This is a genomic window from Kitasatospora sp. NPDC127067, from assembly GCF_042724755.1.
Lineage (GTDB): Bacteria > Actinomycetota > Actinomycetes > Streptomycetales > Streptomycetaceae > Kitasatospora > Kitasatospora lactacystinica.
This window is the reverse complement of sequence record NZ_JBHXEM010000116.1, coordinates 11,838-27,683: the sequence shown is the minus strand read 5'-3', so window position 1 is coordinate 27,683 and position 15,846 is coordinate 11,838. Positions and strand designations below refer to the sequence as shown.

At 77.1% G+C, this 15,846-nt stretch carries 14 protein-coding genes; 7 read left to right on the top strand and 7 right to left on the bottom strand.

Going from position 1 to position 15,846, the window contains the following annotated elements; genetic code table 11:
- Positions 1 to 48: 48 nt before the first annotated feature.
- Positions 49 to 531, bottom strand: coding sequence for a hypothetical protein (locus ACFWJ4_RS32725; RefSeq protein WP_380550587.1), 483 nt, complete (start codon positions 529 to 531; stop codon positions 49 to 51).
- A gap of 53 nt (positions 532 to 584) precedes the next feature.
- On the bottom strand, positions 585 to 1,298 hold the full coding sequence (locus ACFWJ4_RS32720; RefSeq protein ID WP_380550585.1) for an aspartate/glutamate racemase family protein: 714 nt from the start codon (positions 1,296 to 1,298) through the stop codon (positions 585 to 587).
- Positions 1,299 to 1,435: 137 nt separating this feature from the next.
- On the opposite strand from ACFWJ4_RS32720, the gene ACFWJ4_RS32715 reads away from it, so the two are divergent.
- On the top strand, positions 1,436 to 1,738 hold the full coding sequence (locus tag ACFWJ4_RS32715; RefSeq protein ID WP_359915130.1) for a hypothetical protein: 303 nt from the start codon (positions 1,436 to 1,438) through the stop codon (positions 1,736 to 1,738).
- On the opposite strand, the gene ACFWJ4_RS32710 is transcribed toward ACFWJ4_RS32715, so the two are convergent.
- From ACFWJ4_RS32710 to ACFWJ4_RS32695, 4 genes are all read right to left on the bottom strand, one after another.
- Positions 1,725 to 2,537, bottom strand: coding sequence for a maleylpyruvate isomerase family mycothiol-dependent enzyme (locus ACFWJ4_RS32710; protein ID WP_359915127.1), 813 nt, complete (start codon positions 2,535 to 2,537; stop codon positions 1,725 to 1,727). The genes ACFWJ4_RS32715 and ACFWJ4_RS32710 overlap by 14 nt on opposite strands.
- A gap of 127 nt (positions 2,538 to 2,664) precedes the next feature.
- On the bottom strand, positions 2,665 to 3,570 hold the full coding sequence (locus tag ACFWJ4_RS32705; protein ID WP_380550595.1) for an ABC transporter ATP-binding protein: 906 nt from the start codon (positions 3,568 to 3,570) through the stop codon (positions 2,665 to 2,667).
- Positions 3,571 to 3,614: 44 nt separating this feature from the next.
- Complete coding sequence (locus tag ACFWJ4_RS32700) at positions 3,615 to 6,449, bottom strand: hypothetical protein (RefSeq protein WP_380550582.1); 2,835 nt, start codon at positions 6,447 to 6,449, stop codon at positions 3,615 to 3,617.
- 91 nt (positions 6,450 to 6,540) lie between these two features.
- Positions 6,541 to 9,915: an FtsX-like permease family protein gene (locus ACFWJ4_RS32695; protein ID WP_380550580.1), complete on the bottom strand. Its 3,375-nt coding sequence runs from the start codon at positions 9,913 to 9,915 to the stop codon at positions 6,541 to 6,543.
- Positions 9,916 to 10,219: 304 nt separating this feature from the next.
- On the opposite strand from ACFWJ4_RS32695, the gene ACFWJ4_RS32690 reads away from it, so the two are divergent.
- Positions 10,220 to 11,242 (top strand): helix-turn-helix domain-containing protein, encoded by a 1,023-nt coding sequence (locus tag ACFWJ4_RS32690; protein ID WP_380550578.1) that lies wholly within the window; start codon positions 10,220 to 10,222, stop codon positions 11,240 to 11,242.
- A gap of 211 nt (positions 11,243 to 11,453) precedes the next feature.
- Here the strand turns inward: ACFWJ4_RS32690 and ACFWJ4_RS32685 are convergent, their stop codons facing one another.
- Entirely contained in the window at positions 11,454 to 11,762 is a 309-nt protein-coding gene (locus ACFWJ4_RS32685) for a hypothetical protein (RefSeq protein WP_380550575.1), read from the bottom strand.
- 368 nt (positions 11,763 to 12,130) lie between these two features.
- Here ACFWJ4_RS32685 and ACFWJ4_RS32680 point away from each other — a divergent pair, with 368 nt between their 5' ends.
- The 5 genes from ACFWJ4_RS32680 to ACFWJ4_RS32660 all read left to right on the top strand — a co-directional run bounded on the left by ACFWJ4_RS32680 (position 12,131) and on the right by ACFWJ4_RS32660 (position 15,791).
- Positions 12,131 to 12,667 (top strand): EF-hand domain-containing protein, encoded by a 537-nt coding sequence (locus tag ACFWJ4_RS32680; protein WP_380550572.1) that lies wholly within the window; start codon positions 12,131 to 12,133, stop codon positions 12,665 to 12,667.
- 29 nt (positions 12,668 to 12,696) lie between these two features.
- Positions 12,697 to 13,812: an isocitrate/isopropylmalate family dehydrogenase gene (locus tag ACFWJ4_RS32675; RefSeq protein WP_380550592.1), complete on the top strand. Its 1,116-nt coding sequence runs from the start codon at positions 12,697 to 12,699 to the stop codon at positions 13,810 to 13,812.
- Entirely contained in the window at positions 13,809 to 14,444 is a 636-nt protein-coding gene (locus tag ACFWJ4_RS32670; RefSeq protein WP_380550569.1) for a cysteine hydrolase family protein, read from the top strand. The genes ACFWJ4_RS32675 and ACFWJ4_RS32670 overlap by 4 nt, the downstream gene beginning before the upstream one ends.
- 86 nt (positions 14,445 to 14,530) lie before the next feature.
- Positions 14,531 to 15,451, top strand: a complete 921-nt coding sequence (locus ACFWJ4_RS32665) for an SAM-dependent methyltransferase (RefSeq protein WP_380550589.1) — start codon at positions 14,531 to 14,533, stop codon at positions 15,449 to 15,451.
- 82 nt (positions 15,452 to 15,533) lie between these two features.
- Positions 15,534 to 15,791, top strand: coding sequence for a hypothetical protein (locus tag ACFWJ4_RS32660; RefSeq protein ID WP_380357037.1), 258 nt, complete (start codon positions 15,534 to 15,536; stop codon positions 15,789 to 15,791).
- Positions 15,792 to 15,846: the final 55 nt, after the last annotated feature.

Here is a 15,846-nt window from a genome sequence, read left to right as displayed (position 1 = left end):
CCCGCGAGGGCTGCGGCCGGCGGGCGGGCTGTTCCCGTCCCCGGTCGGTCAGGCGTCCGGCTGGGTGACCGTCAGCCCCCAGTGCACGTCGGGGGCCGACGCCTTCACCCCGACGTGGAAGGACCGGCCCTGCTCGGCCGTCACCACCGCCGAGCCCCTGTCGACGGCCTCGGCCGGGCAGGGCACGGTGAACTCCACCGGGGTGGTGTCGCCGTAGTACGGCGTGAAGGTGACCCGCACCTCGCCCGCGCCGCCGCTGCCGCCCCGGCAGCCGACCGTCACGGTGACGGGCGGACCGGCCGTGTAGGCGCCGCCGGTGACCGCCCCGCCGTCACCGATCCAGTCCGGGATCCAGATCAGCCCCTCCTGCCCGGGGTAGGGCAGGATCTCGCCCGTCCCCGGCGTCCCGTACCCGATCTCCCCGGCCTGTCCGGCCTGTCCGGCCTGTCCGGCGGACGCCGGGACCGCCGTCACCGCGATCGCCGCCACCGCCGCGACCGCCGTCGTCCAGGCGAAACTCGCACGCCTCATGGTCATCCCCTCCGTGGTGCCGGGCCCGGGCGTCCCGACGTATCCGCACAGTGTCATCCGGCACCGACAGCGCCGCCTGAGTACGGATACTCAAGCGCCGCCTGCGCGGGGCGTGACACCGCGGCGGCGGCAGCGGCGCGCAGCCCGAGGGCCGGGCTGGACAGGACCGGCACGGCGGTCGTGGTCCGCTGCGCGGCGTCCGCCATGGACGCCTGGGCGAGGACGACGGCGTCCGCGTCGACCACGGCCTCGACGGCGGCGGCGATCGCGGTCAGGTAGCCGGCGCGGTCACCGCTCTCGAACCGCTCCCAGGCGCCGTCGACCACCGTGGCCGTCACCGTGACCGGCCGGCCGGATCGGGCGGCCTCCTCGTCGACGAGGGCCGTGGTCGGGCCCAGGGTGCCGGCCAGTGCGGCGATCACGGCGATGCGTGTCGCCGCTCGGCCGCCGCCGGGCGCGACGGCGACGGCGGCCGCCGCCATCGGACGGTCGACGCGCAGCACGGGCACTCCCAGCGCCGCGGCCCGGGCCTCCGCGACGCCCCCAATCGTCGAACAGGTGCACAGCACCGCCGCGGCCCCGGCGGCGATCGCCGGGGCGAGAGCCCGGTCGATGTCCCCCGCGACGGCCTCGGGCCCCTCGGCCAGGGCCCTGGCCAGCAGCCCCTGCGACACGACGTGCCGCAGGGACAGCCCGGGGTGCTCGCGGTCGCGGAGCGCGTCGAAGACGGGGACGTGGACCGGGGAGGTGTGGAGCAGCGCCAGCATGCGCGCGATGCTAGCGGCCCCGGCGGCCGGGCCCCGTCGCCGGGAGGGCGCCGGGGCGGGGTGTCCGGGGTGGGGGTGGCTGGGCCGGATGCCACGGTGCGGGTGCAGCGGACGGGTCGGGCGGCGAGGTTGTGGAGATGGACACCGTCATCGTGCTCGAACCCGATACGCCGACCAATGTGCGGATCCTCGGCCCCGACCGCGGGCCGGCGGACCCCGGGAACCCGGTGCGTCTGGCGCACTGCGCCCCCGCGGAGGCCTCCGGCGCCTGCGGGCCCCTGACGCTGTGCGGCCTGAGCACCTCCGACATGACCCTGGCCCCTCGCCGCTCCCCCGCGCCCGGCGGGCCCCAGTGGAACGCCTGCGGGGCGTGCCGCGAGGCCGAGGGGGGCGCGGTGGCCGCCGGTGCCGGGCCGGCGCGCGGGTTCAGGGGGCTGTGAACAGTCCGGGGAAGGACGGGGCCAGCCAGGGCCGGCGGCCCCAGGCGAGCACCTTGCCGCGGGCGATGGCGCCGGCGGTGGAGCAGCGGCCCAGGGCGAGGAGGAAGAACGCCACCGGCTCGACGAGGATCGTGCAGTCGGGGCGCCGGGGCGGCTCCTGGCTGACCGCGACGGCGCCGTCGGTGAAGGTGACCGCGAATCCGCCCGCGCCGCGCAGCCGCAGCCGGTAGCAGGCGCTGTGGCCGGCCGCGGTGCGGGCGTCCGCCACCAGGGGCATGGCCGTTCGCAGGAACGGCATGGTCAGCCCGACGCGTTGCCGGTCGATCGGGTGGGGCCGGCCGAGCGCGACGGCGACGTCGTAGAGGTGGGCCAGCATGTGGGTCAGCAGGTAGGCGCCGAGGGTGTCCAGGTCCATCGGGCCGAGCGGGGTCAGCATCGGCTCGGTGCCGGTGCGCGGGCCGGCCGCCGCCGCGAACTCCCCTGCCTGGCGGGCGATTTCCTCGGCGAGTACGGCCGGATCGCGTTCGGGTCGCGCGGCCAGCGAGACCTCGTTGGCCGCGGCCAGCGCGCCCGGGGTGCCGTCCCCGTACGGGCGTTCCTCCCCGGCGGCGAGGGCGGCCATCAGTTCGTTGGCCATCGCGAGGTGGGCGGCGGCCTCGGCGACCGTCCACTCGGCGCCGGGGATGCGGATGTCGCCGCGGCAGTCGGCGAGCAGGGGGACGGCTTCGTCGCCGACCGCGGTGACGGCCTGGAGGAGCGCTGTGCGTGTGGCGGAGGGAGAGTGTTGGGGGAACGTCATGGTGGTGAGACTGGTCGACTCCCGCACCGCTGTCCAGCTCCCTGACAGGGCCGGGGGAACGGGTGTTCCTGTCGGCCGGCGGGCGGGCGGACCGCGGGTTGGACGGCGGGCGGGCGGCGGGCGGACGTCAGCCGCCGTCCGCGGTGGGTCCGGCGCCCGGCGGGCGGTCGCGGTCGGGCCACACGGTGATGTGGTCGTGTTCGAGGACCAGTCGCACGCGGTGCGCCAGGCCGAGGGATTCCGTGAAGTCGCGCGGCAGTTGGAGCCGGCCGACCCGGTCCAGCACCGTGTACTCGACGGGTGCGCCGTCGCCGTCGCCGTCGGCGGCCGCAGGGCCCCGCAGCACTTCGGTGGAGGTGCGCCCGTCGCGGATCCGTACCGTGCGGCGGACCTGGTCGGCCACCAGGGCGTCGTGGGTGACGATCAGGACGGTGGTGCCCAGTTCGCTGTTGGCGGTGCGCAGGGCGGTGAAGATCTCCTGCGAGGTGGCGGTGTCCAGTTCGCCGGTGGGTTCGTCGGCGAGCAGCAGGCGGGGTTCGTTGGCGAGGGCGACGGCGATGGCGACCCGCTGCTGTTCGCCGCCGGAGAGCGCGGCGGGGGTGCGGTCGGCCGCCTGGGCGATGCCCATCAGGTCGAGCAGTTCGGTGGCCCGGTCGGCGCGGCGGCGGCGCGGTACGCCGGCGTAGCCCATGGGCAGTTGGACGTTCTCGCGGGCGGTCAGGTAGGGCAGCAGGTTGGCGGCGGTCTGCTGCTGGATCGTTCCGACGGTGCGGCGGCGGTAGGCGGTGCGTTCGCGCCGCTTGAGCGCGCCCAGGTCGGTGCCGTCGACGGTGGCGGTGCCGGCGCTGGGGGTGTCCAGGCCGGCGAGGATGCCGAGCAGGGTGGATTTGCCGGAGCCGGAGGCCCCGACCAGGGCGGTCAGTTCGCCCTCGCGCACGGTCAGGTCGAGTCCTTGCAGGGCCTGGACCTCGACGCCGCCGCGGGCGGTGGTGCCGGTGCGGTAGATCCGTACGAGGCTCTCGCAGTGGACCATGGGCCGGTCGGTCCCGGCGGCGGTTCGTTCGTTCTCACGGGTGGTCACAGGGCCTCCCCCAGTCGTAGGACGGCGCCCAGGGCGCGGCGGCGGGCGATCGCCGTCTCCAGGGCGCCGGCCGCCGTCACCAGCACGGTCAGGGCGAGGCCGAGCGCCGTGGTGGTGGTCCAGTCGGTGTGTGCGGCGGGTTCGAAGGGCGCTCCGGTGAGCGCTTGCAGCCGCAGGCCGGGGCCGAGTGCCCCGGGCAGCAGCAGGCCCAGGGCGGTGCCGCCGGCCGCGGCGGTGAGCAGCAGCGGCAGCGGGTGCAGCAGTTGCAGGGCGAGTACCGAGCGGCCGGTGAGCCCCAGGGTGCGCAGGTAGGAGGTGACGCGGGCGCGTTCGGTGGCGCTGAGGAGGAGGTCCAGGACGAAGGCGCCGAGGGCGAGCAGCAGGGCGAGTGCGGTGGTGACCTGGAAGGCGAGCTGGACCGAGCGGACCAGTCCGTCGGTGCGCAGGGCCTCGAACTCCGCGGCGTGGTCGAGCAGTTCGACCCGCGGGCCGGTCCTGCCGGTGGGGGCGAGCTGCGGGGTGGCCGCGGTGCGCACGGCGGCCCGGTCCAGTGGTGGGGCGCCGGCGGCCGGGTGGAGCAGGAGTGCGGAGGGGTGGCCGGGCTGTGCGGGCAGGCGTTGTGCGGAGGGGCCGGTGAACAGCAGCAGGGCGCCGGGGCGCGGCCCGTTGCCGAGGACCGGTCCGAGGGCCGGGTCGTGCAGGGCGTCCTCGGGCAGGGCGCCGATCACGTGGACCAGGACGCGGCTGGTGCCCAGGGCGGACAGTTCGAAGGTGCCGTCGGGGAAGCGGGCGGCCAGGGCGGGGTCGGCCAGGGCGGTGAGCAGCGGTTCGGTGCCGTTCTCGCCGGTCTGCCGCACCGGTGCGTCGGCCCCGTCGGCGGCCAGCAGGGCGCGGGCGAGCGGGGAGGAGGGGCGGGCGGCGGACAGGGCGGCGGCGTCCAGTCCGACGAGTTGGGCGCCGGGGAAGGTGGTGCCGTCGTCCTGCGAGGTGAGTTCGCCGCTCGCGCCGGTGACGGTCACCTGGTGGCCGACGGTGGGGACGTGGGAGAGGTCCTCGGGCAGTCGGTCGCGCGGTCCGACCAGGGCGAGCGGTGCTCCGCCGGTGCGCCAGTCGGCGCTCCGGGCGCGGCTGTCGGTGACGGTGCGCGAGATCCCGGCGCCGAAGACGCCGTAGCCCATGGCCAGCGTCAGGACCAGCAGGGCGAGTGCGGCCGTGCCGGTGTGCCGGCCGGCCTGGGCGAGTGCCACCAGCAAAACCGGGCCGCGCGAGCGGCGCGCCCAGTGGGCGGCCCGGCGCAGCAGCGGGGGCAGCAGGCGGAGCAGGACGAGCGCCGCGACCAGTGCCAGCAGGACCGGGGTCAGGGCGAGCGGGAGGTCGAGGCCGGAGCCGGCGAGGGCGCCGCGGGTGCGCAGCGCGGTCAGTGCGCCCGCGGCCAGCAGCAGGGCCAGGGCTTCCAGGACGAGGCGGCGCGAGCGTGCCGGGGGCCGGGTGCGCGGGGCGGTGGTGAGCAGGGTGGCGGCCGGGGCGCACCAGACCAGCAGGGCGGCGACGGCCGCCGGCAGGGCGGATCCCAGGGCGGTGCCCTGGGGCGTGGTGGCGCGGGCGATCGCCCAGCCCGCGGCGGCGCCGGCGCCGACCGCGACCGCGGCCTCGGCCAGCAGACGGCCGGCGATCCCGGCGGTCCCGGCGCCGCGGGAGAGCTGGAGGGCGAAGGCGCCGGCCCGGCGGCGGGCGCCGAGCCGTGCGGTGGCGACGGCGGTGGCCACGACCACGGCGAGCAGTCCGACGAGCGCGAAGCCCTGGAGCTGTTGGGCGCGTCCGCGTTGGGCGGCGTAGGCGTCCAGTTCGGGCGTGAGCCGGTCGGTGACGGCGATCTTGGGCACGATCTGGCCGGCGAGTGTGCAGAGGCCGCCGGTTTCGTCCCCGCAGCGCTGGGCGGTGTCGGCGGCGCGCAGCCCGGCGAGGGCGGCGCGCAGTTCGGCGGTCCCCGTGGCGGTGGCGGCGGGCCCGGACCGGTCGGTGGCCACGGGCAGGTCCCAGGCCAGTTCGAGCGGTACGGTGCCGCGGCCCGCGACCTGTTCGATCCCTTCGGCGCTGGTGAGGAGTTGGCCGACCAGTTGCTGGCCGGTCTCGGCCGGGACGGTCCAGGGGGCGACGAGCATCGGGAACTGTTGCCAGAGGCGGTCGGCGCCGTGGTCGGTGCGGAAGACGCCGACCAGGAGCACCGGGGTGGACCAGCCGGTGCCGGCCAGGCCGAATCGCTGACCCGTCGTCAGGCCGAGGCGGTCCCTGGTGGTTTCGGAGACCGCGACCTCGACCGCGGGCGGTTGTCCGGGCGGGGCCGTCGGGTCGGGTGCGGGTTGCCGGGGTGCGCGGCCCTGGACGTACTCGACCGGGCCGTGGGCGTCGTCGGGCTGGGCGTGGACCAGGCTGAGCCCCGGGGGCCGGCCGTAGGGGGTGGGGACTCCGGGCCCTTCCGCCGCGGCGGAGGGGGCGCTCACGCGGCCCTTCGGTGTGCCGAGCGCGGCGGCCAGTCGCGGTCCGGCGGCGGCGCGCACCGCGTGGCCGGCCCGGTCGAGGTCGCGGTCGAGTGCGCCGGGGGCGATCCGGGGCCTGGACGGCAGCGGGACGGTGGTGGACGTGGCGGTGATCAGCGGGCCGGACAGCTGGGCGCGGGCGACCCGGTCCGCGAGCGCGCCGGCGGCGAGGCGGTCGAAGCGCGGCGGCCAGCTCAGCGGGATCGCCGTGAGCAGGACGGAGAGCAGCGCCAGCCCGGCCGCCACCGGCCAGGCGATCCGCGCCTCTCGTCGGATCAGGCGCAGTGTCAGCATGCGGGGCTCCCGCCGTCGAAGCGTCCGTTGCGGGGCGGGGTTCCGGTCGGGGTGCCGGGCCCCGTCCCGGGCCGCCGTCCTGGCGTCGGGCTCATCCGTCCTCCCCCGCGCGCAGGGCCCGGACCAGGTCGACCCTGGCCAGCAGCCGGGTGAGGACCAGGACCGTGAGGGCCAGCAGCAGGCCGCTGGCGAGCGTGGTGAGCGCGGCGGCCGGCCGGCCCGGGGCGGTGGCCAGGGCCGGGAAGACCGGGCCGGAGCTGTCGTCCAGCACGGTGAGCGGCAGCAGCAGGGCCGTCAGCAGCAGGCCCAGCAGGCCGCCGAGCAGCACCGGGGGCACCGTCACCGCCACCTGTTCGGCGCGCAGCATCGCCGTCAGTTCGCCGGTCCGTGCGCCCAGTGCGCGCAGCACGGCGAACTCCCGTTGCCGGGAGCGGGCCGCGCCGACCGCGTGCAGGGTCAGGGCGGTCACCGCGAAGAGCGGGGCGGTGGCCATGACCAGCAGCCAGGCGCAGCGCAGTCCGGCCCGGAACGGGTCGTCGGCCAGGTCGGCGGCGAGCCGCTGTGCGCTCTGGGCGCGGCCGAACGCGCTGTGGCCGTCGACGGCGGCCCAGGTGGCGGCGGGGTCGTCGCTGGCCAGCCACCAGTGGGTGTCGACGGGCGGCGGCGCGCCGGTGAGCGCGCGGTTGGCGGCGAGCGCGGGCAGGTCCAGCAGCAGGTGGCCCTGGCCGCGGCCGTAGCCGGGCAGGGCGTCGATCTCCCCGGTGATGCGGACCTTCTGGTCGCTGTCGCGGTCGCGGTCCCAGGTGAGCCGGATGGTGTCGCCGACCTTGGCGTTCACCGCGTCGAGCAGGGTGCGGTCGGCGATCGCGGACAGGACGGGCGGGGCGCTCCCGTCCGGGGTGCCGGTCGGGGGGCGCACGGCGAAGTACGTGTCCAGGGCGGCCGGGTCCAGGGCGTTCGCGGGGTTCTGGGAGCGCAGCACCGCGTGCAGGAGGCCGGGTCCGCGGCTGTGCCAGGTGCAGGCGGTGGCCCGGTCGTCCTGGGCGCCGCCGTCGAGCACCGAGGTGGGCCGGGCGTCCGGCGCCGGGTCGCCGGCGGGGCAGCCGAGTGTGGTGGGGCTGACGAAGGGCGCGCCGGAGCGGACCCAGGACCGGTCCGGTCCGAGGGCGAGGTCGGTTCGCCGGTCGCCGGTGACGGCGCTGATCCGTGGCAGGTCCAGCTCCAGGGTGGTGCGCCGGGCCAGGGGGCCGGGGAAGCGGACGCCGACGCGGCCGAGGGTCAGCGGGTAGTTGCGCCGGCCGCCGTCGGCCAGGTTCACGGTCAGCGGGTGGGGGCGGCCGTCGGCCGTCAGCGGGAGGGTCAGCTGCTCGGTCAGCCCGTCGGCGTCCTGGATCCACAGCAGCAGGCTCGGGCCCTGGTCCGGCGGTGCGGGGTCGGCGGTGGCCTGGACGGTCAGCTCCAGGGCGGTCGGCTCGCCGGGGATCGCGAGCCCCTGGGCGGGCGCGGCGGTCAGCGGGGCCAGCAGCGCCGGTGCCGGGCGGTCGGCCTGGTCGGGGCGCAGGGCCGGCAGGGTGCCGGAGGCCGCGGCGGCGGCGGTGTCGACGGCGACCGTCCGGACCACGGCGCTGCCCACGTAGGCCGACTGGTCGGCGACCGGGGTGAGGGCCGTGACGCCCGGCAGCGCGGCCAGTGCGCTGTGCCGCTGCGCCGCCGCGCCGGTCACCCCGGACAGCCGCAGGTCGGCGCCGACGGTGAAGGCGGCCCGGTCGCGGTCGCCGGCCGGCAGTGCGGCCAGGACCCCGGCGGCCAGGCCGGAGCAGGCCACGGCCAGGAGCGTGACCAGGACCGGGACCGCCTGGCGGCCGGCGTCGCGGCTCAGCCGCCAGGCGCCCAGTGGCGCGACCAGTCCGCGGGAGCGGGCGGCCGCCCGTTCCAGCAGCCGCCCGGCCGGCGGCAGCGCCCGCAGCGCCAGCACCGCGCCGGCCACCGCCATCGCCGCCGGGGCGAGCACCAGGACGGGGTCGACTCCGGTGTCGAAGCCCGCACCCGCGTCGGGCACCACCACGCCCTGGTAGTGGCGCAGTTGGAGGAAGCCGAGGACCGCCACGGCGAGCAGCGCCAGGTCCGCTCCGGCCCGCTGCAGGCCCGGTCGGCGCGGGCGGCGCCGGCGCAGCGCCTGCCGGGCGTGCGGGTCCCAGGCCTGCCGGGCGAGCGGCAGCAGCAGGGCCGTGCCGTGCACCGCGAGCGCGAACCCGGCGGCCCACCAGGCGGTTCGGCCGTCGGCCGCGGTCAGGCCGTGCGCCCCGGCGCCGCGCAGGACGGCGGCGAGCAGCGGCTCGACCAGCAGCAGCCCGCAGGCCGCCGCCGGCACGGCGGCCACCGCCCACTCGCCGGCCGCCACCGCGAGCAGCCGCGCCAGGCCGGCTCCCCGGGAACGCTGGAGCGCCTGCTCGACGGCGACCGCGTCGGCCAGCCGACGGGCCGTCAGAATCAGGACCACCGAGGCGAGTACGGCGAGCAGGGCGAGCGGAACGGCGATCTCGGCCCTGGCGGCCAGGGCGGGCACCGCCTGGCCGTCGACCGCGGCGGGCAGCGCGCTGCGCACCCTGGTGTCGGCCAGGGGCGGGGCTGCGCCGCGGTAGACCGAGCGGGCGGTGTCGGAGCCGGCGAGGACGGCCACCCGGTCGCGCAGCGCGGCGAGTTCGGGCAGGCTCGACCGGCCGGTGTCGGGCAGGGCCAGCCAGACGGCCTGGGTGCGGCTGCCGAACGTGGGCAGGGCCGTCAGCCGGGCGCCGTCGGCCAGCAGCAGGGCGCGGTCCGCGCCGTCGGCGCCGGCCAGGCCGTTCCAGAAGGCGTCGGCGGCCGGGTCGGGGCGGTAGACGCCGGTCACGGTGAGCGTGAGCGGGCCGCCGGTGGCGGGGTCCGGGACGACCGCGGTGCTGCCGCTCGCCAGGCCGAGGCGGTCGGCGACGGTCTCGGGGAGGGCGACGCGCAGGGCGTTCCCGGGGACGTCGGCGGGGGCGGCGGAGGACGCGGGGGCGGCGTCCGGCCAACTGCCGCTGCTCAGCCGGGCGTAGCGGCCCGGGTCGGGCAGTGCCACCGGGAGCCCGGGCAGCCCGGTTTCGGTGGCCTGCCGGCGCGCGGCGAGCGGCAGCGGCAGGTCCACGGCGATACCGGCCCGCAGCGCGGTCTCGGAGCGGAAGGGGACGCCGGCCATCGCCCGGACCAGTGCCGTGTGCACCGCCCGGTCGGCCGCGGGCAGGCCCTGCGCCGTCCAGCGCGCGGACACCTCCACCGAGCGGCCGGCGTCGGCGGCGAGGCGCTGGCGCACCCCGGCCGCGGCGGCCGACTGCGCCAGCCCGGCCACCGCGGCCAGCACCGCCGTCGCCACCAGGATGCTCACGGCCACGGCCGCCAGCACCGCACCGTGCCGCCCGATCCGGCGCCCGACCCCCGCCAGCACCATCCGCCACTCCCCTCGGCGCCCTCCGTTCGACTCCGGGGCGCACGTCACGGGACCACTTGCGGCCCAGAGCTGAGGTTCTATCACAACGAACCAGCAGTGGTCTGTACCAATCAGGTCACGGTCCTTCCCGTACAACCCGAACCGCCCCTGCCGTGTCGAACTGCCGCGAGGGGGAGGAACGACGGGGCGGGGCGGCGGCCGCGCCGCCGGACTCCGAGGAGTCCGTCAAGGGCGCGGCCGCGGGGAGGACCTGCCGGCCCGACCCTGGGAAATCGCTTGAGAAGAGGCGGAGTTGTCCGTGGGGGTGGAAGTGTCCGTGGGGGTGGAGGGCGTGGCCGGAGGCGACGGTCCGTCGGCGGAGGAGCGTTTCGAGCACTGGCGGGACCTGGTCGGACGGACGCGGGTCTGCGACGCGACCAGCGCGCATGTCGACAGCTTCACGGCGCAGGTGCGTCGGGTCGAGCTGGGGCCGGTGGCGCTGCTGGGGACGTCGTTCCCGTCGGCGAGGTTCCGGCGGACCGAGCGCATGGTTCGCCAGTCGGACGAGGAGCTGTACCACCTGACGCTGCTGACGGCCGGAGGCCAGGCCCTGAGCCGCGCCGACGACCAGCGGGAGACGATCGGGGTCGGGGACCTGACGATCGTCGACAGCTCGCACCCGTACGACGTGCGGTGCTTCGGCGTCGGCGACCCCGGCCAGGAGCGGTTCGGGGCCGCCGGCGTGGGCGTCGACCTGCCCGCCTCGCTGCTGCCGGTGCCCCCGGACCGGCTGCGCGACCTGCTCGGGCGCGGGCTGTCCCGGCGGGAGGGGACGGGGGCGCTGCTGGCGGAGTTCCTCCTCGGCCTGGACCGCCGGGCCGCCGAGCTGACACCGGCCGAGGCGTGCCGCCTCGGGACGGTCGTGGTCGACCTGGTGGGGGCCTGGATCGCCGGGGAGCTCGACGCCGTGAACGCGCTGCCGCAGGACGCCCGGCAGCGGACCGTGGTGGAGAGCGTCCGGGCCTTCGTGCGGCGCCACCTCCACGACCCCGGCCTGACCCCGCCGGTGGTCGCCGCCGCCCACCACATCTCCGTCAGCCATCTGCACCGGCTGTTCACCCGGCACTCCCAGGGCGAGACCCTCGCCGCGTTCATCCGCGGCCAGCGGCTGCGCAAGGCCCACCGCGACCTCGCCGACCCCGCCCTGCACACCCTGTCGATCCAGGGCGTCGCCGCCCGCTGCGGCATCCCCGGCGCCTGCGAGTTCAGCCGCGCGTTCAAGGCGGCGTACGGCCTCTCGCCCCGCGAGCACCGGCAGCGGGCGCTGTCGGGGGCGGCGCGGGAGTAGCCGCGGGGCGCGGGACGGGTGCCCGGCCCGAGGCGGTGACCGCTGCCGGGCGGCACGGCCCGGTCGCCGAACTCTCCCCGGACTCCGCCGAGTTCGGGGAGAGTCCGGGCGACCGGGGATCATGGGCCGCGCACGTCGGCGGCCTCGGGGATCCCTGGCGGCCGGATCCGGGAATTCCCGGGCCGTGGGCCGGTCAGGGGGAAACAGTCCCCTACTGGGTGATGACTCCGCCGGAATAGCGCGAGGAGCCCACGCTGGTGCAGAACGCGTAGCTCCAGATCTTGCTGCCGACCGAGTGCCAAACGCCGTACACAACGGTGCCGTTGTTACAGACGGCGTAGGCCTGGAAGTAGTTTCCGTTGGTCAGTTCGTCGCAGTAGACGCCCTGCGTGTTGCTGTCGTTCCAGTAGGAACAGGCGTTGTTCGTCGTGGTCGCCGACGCCGGTGCGGCGGCGGCCAGTCCGAGCGTGAGCGAGGCCGCGGCGACCGCCGTTGCCGCCCAGGTCCGCAGTGTGCGCATGAATCCCCCTTCGAAATGTGACGGCAGCCGCTTTTCGGGCGAAGGCGGCTGCGTCGTGAACGAGGCTAGAACGGCCCACTCCCCGGGCGGCGGTTCCTCGCGGGCGAGCGGACGCGGGGCCAAGAGCCTGCGACGCTGTGCACAATCACGGACGGAATCCCCCGGGACGGCCCGGTCGGGGGCGCGCGGGCCAGCCTCACTACCTGTCCAGCCGACCGGTGCGTCATGCGCGAGGGGGCGCATTGCCCCCGATCGGGTGGTCCGGCCGTGCTTCGCACGCCGATGGCCCGGGCGGGGCCGGATAGTGGAGCGGTCGCCGAGGCATGGGCCCGGCGTCCCTTCGTCCGGGAAACCAGAGGTGTACCGCCATGCCCACGTCCGCAGCCACCGACCGTGTCGGGCTCGTGTTCTCACTGTTCGACGCCGACGGGAACGGTGTCCTCGAACCCGCCGACTTCGACCTGATGGGCAGCCGCGTCGTCGCGGCGCTCCCCCGGGCCGGCGAGGACGCCAAGAACCGGCTGCTCGACGCCCTGCGGCACTACTGGCACACGCTGGTGACCGAGCTGGACACCGACGGCGACGGGCGGATCAGCCCCGAGGAGTTCACCGCCGTGGTGCTGGACCCGCAGCGCTTCGACGCCACCATCGACGAGTTCGCCCGCGCGCTGTCCACGCTGGGCGACCCGGACGGCGACGGCCTGGTCACCCGCCCGGACTTCCTCGCCCTGATGACCGCGATCGGGTTCGACGACCGGAACATCACGGCGCTGTTCGACGCGTTCGGCCCGGTGGACGGCGACCGCGTCCCGGTCGCGGTCTGGGCGGACGGCATCCGCGACTACTACCGCCCCGAGAAGGCCGGTATCCCCGGCGACCACCTGGTTCCCGGGGCGGCCCGGTGACCCCGGTCGTCCACCAGGGCGCCGGCTCGCTGCCGGCGCCCGCCGCCGGGCGACCCGCGGTCGGGCGGCCCGCGGTCGGGCTGGCGGTGGGCCGGGGCACCGGCCCGGAGCTCGCCGCCGTCTTCGAACGCGTCCTGCGGGTGCTCACCGCCGACCACCCGACGGGGGTGCGGATCGTGCGCTCCCCGCGCCTGTACCACTCCTACGTCTCGCTGCGCGCGCACGGCGGCCCCGCCGACGTCCAGGAGCTGACCGGGCAGGACGCGGAGCACTACGAGCGGTTCTGCCGCGACCTGGCCGCCGACGGCACCACCGCGGTCTTCCGCACCGCGATCAACGCCCAGTCCCTGTACCTGGTGCGCCGTCGCCTGTGCGCCGTCAAGGTGGACCTGTTACGGGCCGGAGAAACGTCCCTGCTGCTCGTCCGCGACCAGGCCCAGGGCTTCTACACCGGGGAGAACCTGCACACCCCGGGAGCGGTCACCCGCACCCTGTCCTTCAGCCGGGAGACCACCGGGACCGTCGTGCGCCACGCCCTGGAGCGGGCCCGGCGCGAATGGCCCGACGGGCGGATCGACCGCATCGTCATGGCCTACAAGTTCCACCTCCTGGACGGCGCGTTCGACACCTGGGTCGCCGGTATCGCCGAGCGGCTGGGCGTACGGATCGAGGTGTTCCAGCCCGACACCGTCAACCGCAACCTGATCACCCACGGCCTGCCGGAGCGCACGCTGCTGATCGCCGGGAACGAGTGGGCGGACATCATGCACGTGGTCCTGCTGGACCGCTTCGGCGCCCAGCGGCAGGAGAACCGCTGCACGGAGAACGTCTGCCTCGACCCCGGCGCGGCCGGGCTGGTCGAGTACCAGACCGTGCACGGCTCCGCCGACGACCTGGCCGGGCGCGACCTGGTCAACCCGGTGGCCACGGTCCGCGCCGCCGCCCTGGTCGCCGAGCGGCACGCCGGCGTCCCCGGCGCCGTCCGGGCGGTCGAGGCCGCCCTCACCGCCCTGGACGACAAGGACGTGCGCACCCCGGACCTCGGCGGCCGGCACTCCACCACCGCGGTGGTCGACGCGCTGGTCGACGTCCTCGACCCGCCCGGTGCCGCCGCGGGTTCCACGGCCCTGGTGGGCGAGCCGTGACCGGCCCGGCGGGAACGGCCCTGGTGGTGGTGGACCTGCAGAACGACTTCTGCGCCGGACCGGTGGCCAGGGCCCGCTTCGGCGGCGACGGCGCCGTCCTGGAGGCCGTGGTCGCCAACAGCGTCCGGGCGGTGCACCGGGCCCGGCGCGCGGGCGTGGAGGTGGTGTTCGTCCGCTTCCTCGGCGACACCGTCCACCAGGGCGCGGCCTGGCGCGCGCGGGACCGGCGCCTCGGCAAGGAGCCGAAGTGCCTGGAGGGCACCTGGGGGGCGGAGTTCCACGGGGTGGCCCCGGCGCCGGGCGAACGGGTCTTCACCAAACGGGCCTGCTTCGACGCCTTCCTCGGCGAAGGCCCGGGCGAGGACCTGGAGGAGCACCTGCGCGCGAGCGGCACCCGGCACCTCGTGCTCGCCGGGCTCTACGCCGACGTCTGCGTGGACTCCACCGCCCGCACCGCCTTCCAGAAGGGCTTCCACCTCACCGTCCTGACGGACTGCACCACCTCCCTGCACCTGCCCTGCGACGACGTCCTGCGGTTCATGCGCGTCCTGTACGGCGCCCGCACCACCACCGGTGACGACCCCGCGGCCTGGACGGCGCCCGCGCACGAGGAGGAACCGTGCACGCCGTAACCGGTCAGGCCGCGGCCGGGCACGCCGAAGCCGGGCACGCCGGCGGCGCCACCGCCCCGGCCCCGGCCCGCGGCGTCGCCTCCGGAGTGGGCCGTACCGCCCTGCTGGTGGCGGCCGCCCGCGCCGTCGAGACCCACCGCCCCGACGCCCTGGCCCGCGACCCGCTCGCCGAGCTCTTCGTCCGCGCCGCCCCCGCCTCGGCGCACTGGCCGCTTCGCCCCGAGCAGGTCCCCGGCGGGGAGGCCGACCCGCTGTGGGGGCGCCTCGGGCGCTACTTCGGGCTGCGCACCCGGGTCCTGGACGACCACCTGCTGGCCGCCGCACGGGCCGGCACCCGCCAGATCGTCCTACTGGGCGCAGGCCTGGACTCCCGGGCCTACCGGCTCGACTGGCCGCCCGGCTGCGTCCTCCACGAGATCGACACCGACGAGGTGCTGGCCTTCAAACGGACGGTCCTCGACGCGGCCGGCGCGGCTCCCGCCGCCGAGCGCCGCCCCCTGGCCGCCGACCTGCGCGCCGACTGGGCCGGACCGCTGCTGGCGGGCGGCTTCGACCCGGCGGCGCCGACCGCGTGGCTCGCCGAGGGGCTGCTGCTCTACCTCCCCGCCGAGGCCGAGCGACGCCTGATGGCCACCGTGCACCGGCTCAGCGCACCCGGCAGCACCCTCGCCTACGAGCTCAAGGACGTGGCCGCCGAGCCGCCGGCCGTGCGCACGTCCCCCGTGTACGTCGCGGCCCGGCAGCGGCTCGGCATCGACCTGCGCGCCCTCTTCGACGCCGATCCCCGCCCCGACTCCGCCGCCCGACTCGCCCGCCGGGGCTGGACGGTGACCGTGCGCAGCCCGTACGACTTCACCGCCGTGCACGGCCGCGGCCCGCTGCCGGAGCCGAACGACGCGCTGGCGGCCAACCGCTGGGTCTTCGCCGCCCGCCCGGGGCCGTCGGGAGGCGGGGAGGCCCCGGGCGCCGGTCCGCGCCGGCGGACGCCCGTTCCGGGGCCCCGGTAGGGGCGGGCCTGAGAACGCCGTCGCCCGCCGGTGCGGGCCCGCCGGCGCGGACCGCCCGGGCCCGCACGGGAGAATGGGCCGGGTGACCAGCACTCAGCCGCTCCCCCGGGGCCTCACCGCCCTGATCCCCGTCGCCCCCGCACCGGCCACGCCCGGTGAGCGGGCGGCCTCCCAGCTCCTCCACCTGCGCAGCGTGGAGGTGCCCCTGCCGCTCCTGGTGGCCGCCGCGGAGCTGATCGCCCCGCAGCTGGAGAGCGAGGACCCGGTCACCCGCGAGGCCGCCGAGGCCGTCCAGGCCCGCCTGCGGGCCGTCATCGCGCAGGCCGCGCTCGGGCGGTAGCGGGCGGCCCCGTCCCCGGCGTGCCGCGGGCCGGCCTTTCCACGCGGGTGAATTC

Excerpts from the sequence above, each read along its gene's own strand:
- ACFWJ4_RS32715 (WP_359915130.1), top strand. The coding sequence starts at position 1,436 with ATGGACACCGTCATCGTGCTCGAACCCGATACGCCGACCAATGTGCGG.
- ACFWJ4_RS32700 (WP_380550582.1), bottom strand. The coding sequence starts at position 6,449 with ATGCTGACACTGCGCCTGATCCGACGAGAGGCGCGGATCGCCTGGCCG.
- ACFWJ4_RS32680 (WP_380550572.1), top strand. The coding sequence starts at position 12,131 with ATGCCCACGTCCGCAGCCACCGACCGTGTCGGGCTCGTGTTCTCACTG.
- ACFWJ4_RS32695 (WP_380550580.1), bottom strand. The coding sequence starts at position 9,915 with ATGGTGCTGGCGGGGGTCGGGCGCCGGATCGGGCGGCACGGTGCGGTG.
- ACFWJ4_RS32710 (WP_359915127.1), bottom strand. The coding sequence starts at position 2,537 with ATGACGTTCCCCCAACACTCTCCCTCCGCCACACGCACAGCGCTCCTC.
- ACFWJ4_RS32705 (WP_380550595.1), bottom strand. The coding sequence starts at position 3,570 with ATGGTCCACTGCGAGAGCCTCGTACGGATCTACCGCACCGGCACCACC.
- ACFWJ4_RS32725 (WP_380550587.1), bottom strand. The coding sequence starts at position 531 with ATGAGGCGTGCGAGTTTCGCCTGGACGACGGCGGTCGCGGCGGTGGCG.
- ACFWJ4_RS32720 (WP_380550585.1), bottom strand. The coding sequence starts at position 1,298 with ATGCTGGCGCTGCTCCACACCTCCCCGGTCCACGTCCCCGTCTTCGAC.
- ACFWJ4_RS32685 (WP_380550575.1), bottom strand. The coding sequence starts at position 11,762 with ATGCGCACACTGCGGACCTGGGCGGCAACGGCGGTCGCCGCGGCCTCG.